Genomic DNA, 10010 nt, shown 5'->3' on the forward strand with positions numbered 1-10010 from the left:
GCCGCAAGACTACCGGACGCTGCATTCGGACCGCTAGCGGAACGGATGCAGAAACCTGAAGAAACAGGCCGCGACACCCGCCGGATTTCCCCCGACTGACTTTCGCCAAAAGGATAATTCATGCGCGTGGAAAACTGCCGCTAGGTCAGCCCAACTGCATTTTCCGAATCGGCAAAGCGTGCTCGTTCTCTGAAATTCGAGGCTGGTTGCGGAGCACGACGTGAGCCAGTTTTCCTGCACGCTTCTGCTTGTGACGGCTCTGATGCTTACGGCATGCTTCGGAGTAGCAGCTTGGCGCATCTCCGGTGACACATCGGAGGTTACGGGAAGCATCCCGCCGCCGTTGATTGATCTGCGGTAAAGAACCCGCCACTAGACCGTATACCTCTCAGAAACCTGGAGAAATGCACGTCGGCCAGGTTATAGTTGCGCGCGCTGAATCGAAAATCAGGACAAGTGATATGAAACGTGCGGCTTGGCTCTTATTTGCGGTGGTCCTGATCTCCTCTCCCGCCAACGCCGCCACTTCAGAGCAATGCCGCTTCATCGAAGCGCGGGCCGAACGCGAGGCGTGCTACCAGCGCCAGGAGATCGCACGGGCCGCCCGGCAAAAGGCGAACGAGGCCCGGCAGGCCGAGCAGCAAAAGCCCTACGAGCCCATGACGGCGGAGGACGCCCAGCTCGCAAAGTCCCTGCGCAGTATTTGCCGGGGTTGCTAGGCGCCCGGCGTCACGTTCCAATCCCGCCACCCCACCTCCCGGGGAAACCGCTCTTGCAAGTGCGCCGCAGCAGGATGCACACTGTGCGCGCATGACCAGGTGTCAACGTCTACGGCTCTCAGCTCGACTGGAATTCACAGTTGCGCTCAGAACGAGAGGAGCATGACCCCATGCGAGAAATCGAAATCCACGACTATGCACGGCAGTTGCTGGAAGCGCATGGCCCCAAGGCCATTGCGGAAGCGGCCCAGAACGCCATCGAACTCGAGGCAAAAGGCGAGGCCGAACTGGCCAGAACCTGGCGGCATATCGAAGACGCGATGAAGCTCATGCGCGGGCCGCACCAAAGCTGAGGCTGCCGGCGCGGCAACGCAGAACGTGGTCCAAGACCCGTCGCAAGCCGTTCGCCACGGCTGAATGGCGGCACGACCTCCACGATGCGCCTCTCCATGACAGGAGTGAAGCCATGTTTCCGAAGTGTGCGACAGCCGAAGATCTCGTGAAAGCGATCAGCGACGAGAAGGTGCAGATGATCGATCTGCGCTTCACCGACTTGCCTGGGGTATGGCAGCATTTTTCCATCCCGCCGGGTGCGGCGAGCGTCGACGCTCTCAGCGAAGGCATTGGATTCGACGGCTCATCCATCCGCGGCTTCCAGGAAATCCAGGAAAGCGACATGCTGGTCGTGCCGGACCCGACCACGGCCTTCCTCGACCCGTATTCCCCTTCATCGACCCTGGTCCTGATCTGCAACATCCGCGACCCCGTGACCGGTCAGCCCTATAGCCGTGACGCCCGTTACATCGCCCAGAAAGCCGAAACCAACCTGAAGGGCACCGGCCACGCCGATACGAGTTACTTCGGCCCGGAGGCGGAGTTCTTCGTGTTCGACGACGTGCGCTACGGACAGGGGATCAACTACGCCTTCCACGAAGTCGATTCCAGCGAAGGCAGTTGGAATACCGGCAAGGAGGAAGCGCCGAATCTGGGCCACAAGCCGCGCCCGAAGGAGGGATATTTTCCCGTTCCCCCGACCGACAGCATGCAGGCTCTCCGCACGGACATGGTGCTGACGATGGAACAGCTCGGCATCCAGATCGAAGCCCATCACCATGAAGTCGCGACCGGCGGCCAGAACGAGATCGACATGCGCTTCACTACACTCACCCGCATGGCCGACAATCTGATGATCTACAAATACGTGGTGAAGAACACCGCCCGCGAGCACGGCATGACCGCAACGTTCATGCCGAAGCCGCTGTTCGAGGACAACGCCTCGGGGATGCACGTTCACCAGTCCCTGTGGAAGGGCGAGACCAATCTCTTCTACGACAAGGGCGACTATGCCGAATTGAGCCAGCTCGGCCGCTACTACATCGGCGGTCTGTTGACCCACGCCTGGGCGCTGTGCGCACTTTGCGCCCCCACCACGAACTCCTATCGTCGCCTGGTGCCTGGCTATGAGGCTCCGATCAATCTGGTCTATTCCCAGCGCAACCGGTCAGCCTGCTGCCGGATCCCGATGTATTCGCCGAACCCGCGGGCAAAGCGGGTTGAGTTTCGCTCGCCGGACCCCTCCTGCAATCCCTATCTGGCTTTTGCCGCGATGTTGATGGCCGGCCTCGACGGCATCAACAGCCGGATCGATCCGGGCAGCCCGATCGACAAGAACCTTTATGACCTGCCGCCCGCCGAGGCGAAGGACGTGAAGTCGACACCGGGATCGCTGGATCAGGCGCTTGACGCGCTCGAGCGCGATCACGCCTTCCTGCTCCGCGGCGACGTGTTCACCACCGACGTGATCGAGACCTGGCTCGACTACAAGCGCAAGAAAGAGATCGATCCTATCCGGCTGCGGCCTCATCCATACGAGTTCCATTTGTATTACGATATCTAGAACGGGATAACGCAGGGACCGCGTCCTGACGCGCAACAGGCCTACGGCTCAATTAGCGGCGTCTTCGACGAGACGTGGTGGCTGACGATCTTCCATTCGCCGGCTTCGCGGACGATCACCCAGGTGATTTTCACCACCAGCGGCTCGGCATCCTTCTCGACGGTGAAAGACGCCGTGCCCGCGACGTTGATCAGGTCGGCCGCGGCATGCACGGTCCTGACGTCGGTGAATTGAACTGATGGCGAAGACCAGCGCGGCAGCGCATCGAAATAGGCGGCCACGCCATCGTTGCCGCGATACAGATTCGAGTTGGAACCGAAAAAGAACGCGTTCCGTGAGTACAGCGATGCAAGCGCTTCGGCGTCCAGTCTGCTGAACGCCACCGCCCATCTGCCCATGATGCCGGAGACGATGTCGTCGGTCGGGCTTTGCATCGATGATCCAATCTGAAATCGCTAACCCTCATGGTGAGGAGGCGCGCAGCGGCGTCTCGAACCATGAGGCCACAGGCGGGCCTGCATCCTTCGAGACGCGCGCAAGAGCGCGCTCCTCAGGATGAGGTCTGGCACTGCTTCACCCCTTCCCGCCGACTTCCTTCGCAAACGTGTCGCGCAGGCCGATGGTGCGGTTGAATACCGGCTTGCCCGGCGCGGAATCCTTGTCGCGCACGAAATAGCCCTGCCGTTCGAACTGCATTACCTCGCCCGAATTGTCTGATGCAACCGAAGGCTCGATCCGGGCGTCGGGCAATACTTCGAGCGACTCCGGATTGAGGTCGGCGGCGAAATTTGCAGCGCTCGGGCTCGGGTTCGAGAAGAGCTGATTGTAGACGCGGACTTCCGCCGGCACCGAATCCTTCGCGGACAGCCAGTGCATGGTGGCCTTGACCTTGCGACCGTCAGGCGCGTTGCCGCCCTTGGTCGCGGGATCATAGGTGCAGCGAAGCTCGACGACTTCGCCGGCGTCGTTCTTGATAACGCCGGTGCATTTGATGAAATAGGCGTAGCGCAGCCGCACCTCGTTGCCCGGCGACAGGCGGAAGAATTTCTTCGGCGGGTTCTCCATGAAATCGTCGCGCTCGATATAGAGCTCGCGGCCGAACAAAATTTTTCGTGTGCCGGCCGAGGGGTCGTCAGGATGGTTGACGGCCTCGAGCTCCTCGACCTGGCCTTCCGGATAATTCTCGATCACGACCTTCAGGGGCCGCAGCACCGCCATTCGCCGCTGCGCTGATTTGTTGAGATGCTCGCGAATGCAGAATTCCAGCATGCCGACGTCGACCACGCTGTTGGCTTTTGCGACGCCGATGCGCTTGACGAATTCGCGCACCGCCGCCGGCGGCACGCCGCGCCGCTTCAGGCCGGCAATGGTCGGCATGCGCGGATCGTCCCAGCCGGAGACGTGGCCGTCGCGGACGAGCTGGGTCAGCACGCGCTTCGACAGCAGCGTGTAGGTCAAATTGAGGCGGGCGAATTCGTACTGCCGCGGTTTTGAGGGCACCGGCAGCTTGTCGAGCAGCCAATCATAGAGCGGCCGGTGGTCCTCGAACTCCAGCGTGCAGATCGAATGCGTGATGCCTTCGATGGCGTCCGACTGGCCGTGGGCGTAGTCGTAGCTCGGATAGATCGACCATTTGTCGCCGGTGCGCGGATGCTCGGCATGCAGGATGCGGTAGAGCACGGGATCGCGCAGGTTAATATTGCCGGCGGCCATGTCGATCTTGGCGCGCAGCACGCGCGTGCCGTTCGGGAATTCACCCGCTTTCATCCGCCTGAAGAGGTCGAGATTTTCCTCCACGGTGCGGTCACGGAACGGCGAGTTCTTGCCGGGTTCCGTCAGCGTGCCGCGGTTGATCCGAATCTCCTCCTGCGACTGATCGTCGACATAGGCATAGCCGGCCTCGATCAGACCCTCTGCCCAGTCATACAGGCGATCGAAATAGTCGGAGGCGTAATAGAGATCGGTTCCCCAGTCATAGCCGAGCCAGTGCACGTCGGCCTGAATGGAATCGATATATTCCTGCTCTTCCTTTGTGGGGTTGGTGTCGTCGAAGCGCAGATGGCACTTACCGGCAAACTCCTGCGCGATGCCGAAATTCAGGGCAATCGACTTGGCATGGCCAATATGCAGATAGCCGTTCGGCTCCGGCGGAAATCGGGTCACGATCCGGCTGTGCTTTTTGGAAGAAAGATCGGCCTGGACGATGTCGCGGATGAAATCGCGTCCCGCCTCTGCCGCTACCGGTTCTGTGGTCATTCTAAGTTCCTGTTAGGGATTGGCGAACCTTCTGCCAAATTCGCCCCCGCGAGCCAAGCCTACTTTGTCCATGGCTAAGGCTTTAGTTATGTACCGTTCCTGATATACACCACCGCAATTCACCCTCAGCCCGCCTCTGGTAAATGACCGATTCCGTCGTCACACGCTTTGCCCCTTCGCCCACCGGCTTCCTCCATATCGGAGGAGCCCGGACTGCGCTGTTCAACTGGCTCTATGCCAAAAAGCGCGGCGGCAAGATGCTGCTGCGGATCGAGGACACCGATCGCGAACGCTCCACGGAGCCCGCCATTGCCGCCATTCTCGACGGGCTGAAGTGGCTGGAGCTCGATTGGGACGGCGACGTCATCTACCAGTTCAGCCGCGCTGCCCGCCACCGCGAGGTCGCCGAGCAATTGCTGGCCAGCGGCAGGGCTTACCGCTGCTACGCCACCGCGGAGGAACTGACGGCGATGCGCGAGAAGGCGCGCGCCGAGGGCCGCACCCGCCTCTATGATGGGATGTGGCGGGACCGCGATCCCTCCGAGACGCCGGCCGGCATGAAGCCCACCATCCGCCTGAAGGCGCCGCAAACCGGCGAGACCGTAATCGAGGACCAGGTTCAGGGCCGCGTGGTCTGGCAGAACGAGAACCTCGACGATCTCGTGCTGCTGCGTGGTGACGGCAACCCGACCTACATGCTGGCTGTCGTGGTCGACGACCATGACATGGGCGTCACCCACGTCATCCGCGGCGACGACCATCTGATCAACGCCGCACGCCAGAAGCAGATCTACGATGCACTCGGCTGGGACATCCCGAACATGTCTCACATCCCCCTGATCCACGGACCAGATGGTTCGAAGCTCTCGAAGCGCCATGGCGCGCTCGGCGTCGATGCCTACCGCGCGATGGGCTATTTGCCGGCGGCGCTGCGCAATTACCTGGTCCGGCTCGGCTGGAGCCATGGCGACCAGGAAATCTTCTCGACGCAGGAAATGATCGATGCATTTGATCTGCCAGCCATCGGCCGCTCCGCGGCGCGGTTCGATTTCGCCAAGCTGGAAAACCTTAACGGCCACTACATCCGCCAGGCGGATGACGGCGAACTGGTGGCGAAGTTCGAGAGCGTGCTCGATTACGTGCCCGAAGGCGCCGATCTCAAGGCGAAGCTCAACGATACCACCCGCGCGCAATTGTTGCGGGCGATGCCAAGCCTGAAGGAGCGCGCCAAGACGCTGATCGAGCTGATATCGGGTGCCTATTTTATCTTTGCCGACCGTCCGCTTCAGATCGAGCCGAAGGCCGCCGCCCTGCTGACGCCGGAGACCCGCATCCTGGTCGGCCAACTCCAGATAGCGCTGGAAGCCGTCACCGACTGGCGCGCCGAGACCACGGAAGCCGCCATGCGGAATTTCGCAGAGCAGAACAATCTCAAGCTCGGCGCCGTTGCCCAGCCACTCCGGGTGGCGCTGACCGGACGCACGACTTCGCCGGGCATTTTCGACGTTTTGGCGGTACTGGGGCGGGAGGAATGCCTGGCTCGTCTGGGCGATCAGGCGGCCAGATAAGCCCCTACCATATGGGGGCCGCGGCCATCTTGCAGTGCACAGGGCAATAAGCTACGCCTTTGGCGCCGCTTCTAGACAACCCGGCCTCCCTTGCTGCGCCTCGATAATGGCACCAGGGTCGGCGCGGTTTTTCGTAACGATTTCATCGGGGATTCACGATGGACGCAAAATCCAGCAAAACTGCAACGCTCACGGTAGGCAACAAGACCTACGATTTCCCGATCCTCAGCGGCACGGTGGGGCCGGATGTCATCGACATCGCCAAGCTCTACGCGCAGGCTGGGATGTTCACCTACGACCCCGGTTTCACCTCCACCGGTAGCTGCCAGTCGAAGATCACCTATATCGACGGCGACGCCGGCGTGCTGGAATACCGCGGTTACCCGATCGAGCAGCTCGCCGAACAGGGCGACTTCCTCGAAACCTGCTACCTCCTGCTTTACGGGGAGCTTCCGACCCCGGCCCAGAAACAGGATTTTGACCACCGCGTGATCCATCACACCATGGTTCACGAGCAGATGGCCCGCTTCTTCCAGGGTTTTCGCCGCGACGCCCACCCGATGGCGATCATGGTCGCCGCCGTCGGCGCACTGGCCGCGTTCTATCACGATAGCACCGACATCAACGATCCGCGGCAGCGCATGATCGCTTCGATGCGCATGATCGCGAAGGTCCCGACGCTGGCCGCGATGGCCTACAAATACACCGTCGGCCAGCCCTTCATGTATCCGAAGAACTCGCTCTCCTTTGCCGAGAACTTCCTGCACATGTGCTTCGCGGTGCCCTGCGAGGAGTACAAGATCAATCCGGTGCTGGCTGACGCGCTTGACAAGATCTTCATCCTGCACGCCGACCACGAGCAGAACGCCTCGACCTCGACGGTGCGTATCGCCGGCTCCTCCGGCGCCAATCCGTTCGCCTGCATCGCCGCCGGCATCGCCTGCCTTTGGGGCCCGGCGCATGGCGGCGCCAACGAAGCCGCGCTCGCGATGCTCGCGGAAATTGGCACGGTCGACAAGATTCCGGAATTCATCGCCAAGGTGAAGGACAAGAACAGCGAGGTCCGTCTGATGGGCTTCGGTCATCGCGTCTACAAGAACTACGATCCGCGCGCCAAGATCATGCAGAAGATGTGTCACGCCGTGCTGGCCGAGACCGGCCATGGCGACGATCCGATGCTGAACGTCGCGATGGAGCTGGAAAGGATCGCGCTCTCCGACCAGTACTTCATCGACCGCAAGCTCTACCCGAACGTCGACTTCTATTCGGGCATCACGCTGAAGGCGATGGGCTTCCCGACCTCGATGTTCACCGTGCTGTTCGCGGTCGCCCGCACCGTCGGCTGGATCAGCCAGTGGAGCGAGATGATCGAGGACCCGCAGCAGAAGATCGGCCGTCCGCGCCAGCTCTACACCGGCGTCGGCCGCCGCGATTATGTGCCGATGGACAAGCGGAAGTAAGCGACGGCCAAACATTAGTTGTTCTGAAGCCGGGCGCGATTATCGCGTCCGGCTTTTCCAATTGATCGGCGGGGCAGCGCGCATCCGCGTCGACAAAATCAAGGTTAGGCTCGGCCTGCGTGAGATGCCCGAGACCATCGTGGTCGACGAAACTACCGGCCGTCTCTACAACGAACACTTATCGGCATTTGTTTGCGGAGATCGGCACGCTGGCGATCAAGGGACATGGCAGTACCCCGCCATGCCCGTCGCTCGCCTTCATCAACGAGAATAACGGCGCGACGGACTTCAAGCACAATCAGGACCTGCGTGATCATGCTCGATCGCGCCGGTAATGATCTGCTGTCGATCTGCGACGTTACCGGGCGCTCTTATCAATCGGCACAACTGATCATGAAGCACTACCGCGCCCGCAACAGCGCCCGCGCCGACGCCGCAATCGACCGCCTGGTGGACTTCATCGGTAGGGGCGGCGGCGTCTGATCCCGTCCGTCCGCAGTGGATGCCTCACCATGACGCTGCTGGGCAATGATCTTTTGTACTAGTGGCAATTTCTCTCACAATCGTTCAATAGTTGTGGTTGGTGAACCGAGGAAGGAACCGGCTTGTCTGGACAGCTAAACCGTCAATTCTTTCTGGCGATCATGGTTTCGTCAGGCGCGGTCCTAGTGCTGCTCCGAGGCGCTGGATTGGGCAGCTCGATGGTCACCGGACTATTCCTCGCCGGATCGACCGCTGTCCTCTTTGCTTTTAGCAACTGGCGTCGGTTCCTGTTCAATGAACTGGATGCCCTGTTCGTACTATTAGCCGCCAGCGCTGCGATCTCCTTTGCGCTTCACGGCCGGACGGCAACAGCTCAGGACACCGAACTGCTTCTCCTGTCTCTCGCGACATACCCGGCTGGGCGGCTATTGCAGAAGGGCGATTTTGGGCGGTCATTCGTCTGGACCACATCGATCATCGTGGCGTTCGGCATGCTGGCAACGGTTTATGCGCTGGTCACCCAATGGGGCGACTATCTGAGCAAGCCTGTCGTGTTCGGGTATGGCCACGCAGCGACCGTGTTTCTGCTGTCTCTCGGTTTTGCCCTGATCGCGATCGCCGCTCAACTGCCCGACATTCGACGGGCAAGGATTGTCTGCGCCATCTTCGCGCTGCCCACCTTCGTCTTCAGCGTGTCGTTGGTGCGATTTATTTTCGTCGCCTTGATGGCGAGCCTGTACGTAGCTGCAAGGAAGGCCCCCGCCAGCCATCGACGTTCCATCTTAACACTGATGATGATGGTGGCGCTGGCGACCTCGGCAGGCATCCTGGTTCGCTACGACACCTGGGAGATCCTCGGCAAATATATCATCTCGGATGCGGTCTCCGCCGAAGAGCCGGTTTGGACACCGGAAGTAAGGTGCGGCGTCACCATCAACAATTCAATCGGCGTTCGGACCGTCTTGAAAGGACGCGGTCAAGGCAATCCCGCAAGCCGGATTTTTCGGGCTGGGACTTGGCCGATATGACGATGTCGCCTGCTTCAAGGGAACGACGCCCCACAATGTGGTGCTGCAGGCTTTTGTAGAGTTGGGCTGGATCGGCGGCTGGGCGCTGGCTGCCATGATCCTCTTAGCCATCATCCAGCTATGGAGGCCGAGTCGTCATTCAAGCGAGGAGCGCTTTGTCCTGTGCAGTCTCGTGTATGTCGTGATGATCCAGATGGCGCATGGCAGTCTGTCGCACTCGGCTCTTTTGTTTCTTTTTCTCGGATATGCCGGCCGGATCTACGAAGACAGTTTCTATCATGGGTAACGTCCTAGTTAGCGTGCATATTTGTGGGCGATCTGCTGCCACCACGGTTGAAACCCGTTAGGCTCTCGAAAGAAGCCGCGCCATGCGCAAGTAGGAATGGCGTGATAGGTGATCAAATCGCGCTGACCGATTTGGTTGAGCGTGTAGTCTTACTAGGCAATGTTGTATATCGCGTCCGGCCTTTTCCGTTTGTAGGGTGGGCAAAGCGAAGCGTGCCCACCATTTTGCAGCAATGTATGAGGAGGGTGGGCACGCTTCGCTTTGCCCACCCTTGTATTAGCGCGAAGGATTAAAGTGGCCTTGTTCCGTGAGG

At 60.6% G+C, this 10010-nt stretch carries 10 protein-coding genes; 8 read left to right on the forward strand and 2 right to left on the reverse strand.

Translation table 11 applies throughout. The features are described 5' to 3' along the window. Window positions 1-461 precede the first annotated feature (461 nt). From CP49_RS03135 to glnA, 3 genes are all read left to right on the forward strand, one after another. Window positions 462-719: a hypothetical protein gene (locus tag CP49_RS03135; protein ID WP_057848852.1), complete on the forward strand. Its 258-nt coding sequence runs from the start codon at window positions 462-464 to the stop codon at window positions 717-719. Window positions 720-889: 170 nt separating this feature from the next. Continuing rightward, complete coding sequence (locus CP49_RS03140) at window positions 890-1072, forward strand: hypothetical protein (RefSeq protein WP_057848834.1); 183 nt, start codon at window positions 890-892, stop codon at window positions 1070-1072. Window positions 1073-1185: 113 nt separating this feature from the next. Further along, on the forward strand, window positions 1186-2616 hold the full coding sequence (gene glnA / locus CP49_RS03145) for a type I glutamate--ammonia ligase (RefSeq protein WP_057848835.1): 1431 nt from the start codon (window positions 1186-1188) through the stop codon (window positions 2614-2616). 41 nt (window positions 2617-2657) lie between these two features. On the opposite strand, the gene CP49_RS03150 is transcribed toward glnA, so the two are convergent. Both CP49_RS03150 and CP49_RS03155 read right to left on the reverse strand, forming a co-directional pair. Beyond that, window positions 2658-3050, reverse strand: coding sequence for a nuclear transport factor 2 family protein (locus CP49_RS03150; RefSeq protein ID WP_057848836.1), 393 nt, complete (start codon window positions 3048-3050; stop codon window positions 2658-2660). Window positions 3051-3189: 139 nt separating this feature from the next. Beyond that, complete coding sequence (locus CP49_RS03155) at window positions 3190-4872, reverse strand: glutamine--tRNA ligase/YqeY domain fusion protein (protein WP_057848837.1); 1683 nt, start codon at window positions 4870-4872, stop codon at window positions 3190-3192. Window positions 4873-5015: 143 nt separating this feature from the next. Here CP49_RS03155 and gltX point away from each other — a divergent pair, with 143 nt between their 5' ends. The 5 genes from gltX (at window position 5016) to CP49_RS03175 (ending at window position 9697) form a co-directional block, all read left to right on the forward strand. Next, window positions 5016-6440, forward strand: a complete 1425-nt coding sequence (gene gltX / locus CP49_RS03160; RefSeq protein WP_057848838.1) for a glutamate--tRNA ligase — start codon at window positions 5016-5018, stop codon at window positions 6438-6440. A 158-nt stretch (window positions 6441-6598) separates the two neighbouring features. After that, complete coding sequence (gltA, locus tag CP49_RS03165) at window positions 6599-7900, forward strand: citrate synthase (protein WP_057848839.1); 1302 nt, start codon at window positions 6599-6601, stop codon at window positions 7898-7900. 315 nt (window positions 7901-8215) lie between these two features. After that, on the forward strand, window positions 8216-8383 hold the full coding sequence (locus CP49_RS44285; RefSeq protein ID WP_156437996.1) for a hypothetical protein: 168 nt from the start codon (window positions 8216-8218) through the stop codon (window positions 8381-8383). 479 nt (window positions 8384-8862) lie between these two features. Beyond that, entirely contained in the window at window positions 8863-9411 is a 549-nt protein-coding gene (locus CP49_RS45750) for a hypothetical protein (protein WP_197423005.1), read from the forward strand. Between the two features lie 37 nt (window positions 9412-9448). Further along, window positions 9449-9697: a hypothetical protein gene (locus tag CP49_RS03175; RefSeq protein WP_156438000.1), complete on the forward strand. Its 249-nt coding sequence runs from the start codon at window positions 9449-9451 to the stop codon at window positions 9695-9697. Window positions 9698-10010: the final 313 nt, after the last annotated feature.

Origin of the sequence: Bradyrhizobium valentinum, assembly GCF_001440405.1 — a bacterium.
Lineage (GTDB): Bacteria > Pseudomonadota > Alphaproteobacteria > Rhizobiales > Xanthobacteraceae > Bradyrhizobium > Bradyrhizobium valentinum.

Bases quoted from the DNA above. Each gene is read 5' to 3' on its own strand.
- CP49_RS03135 (WP_057848852.1), top strand. From the start codon at position 462: ATGAAACGTGCGGCTTGGCTCTTATTTGCGGTGGTCCTGATCTCCTCT.
- CP49_RS03140 (WP_057848834.1), top strand. From the start codon at position 890: ATGCGAGAAATCGAAATCCACGACTATGCACGGCAGTTGCTGGAAGCG.
- glnA (WP_057848835.1), top strand. From the start codon at position 1,186: ATGTTTCCGAAGTGTGCGACAGCCGAAGATCTCGTGAAAGCGATCAGC.
- CP49_RS03150 (WP_057848836.1), bottom strand. From the start codon at position 3,050: ATGCAAAGCCCGACCGACGACATCGTCTCCGGCATCATGGGCAGATGG.
- CP49_RS03155 (WP_057848837.1), bottom strand. From the start codon at position 4,872: ATGACCACAGAACCGGTAGCGGCAGAGGCGGGACGCGATTTCATCCGC.
- gltX (WP_057848838.1), top strand. From the start codon at position 5,016: ATGACCGATTCCGTCGTCACACGCTTTGCCCCTTCGCCCACCGGCTTC.
- gltA (WP_057848839.1), top strand. From the start codon at position 6,599: ATGGACGCAAAATCCAGCAAAACTGCAACGCTCACGGTAGGCAACAAG.
- CP49_RS44285 (WP_156437996.1), top strand. From the start codon at position 8,216: ATGCTCGATCGCGCCGGTAATGATCTGCTGTCGATCTGCGACGTTACC.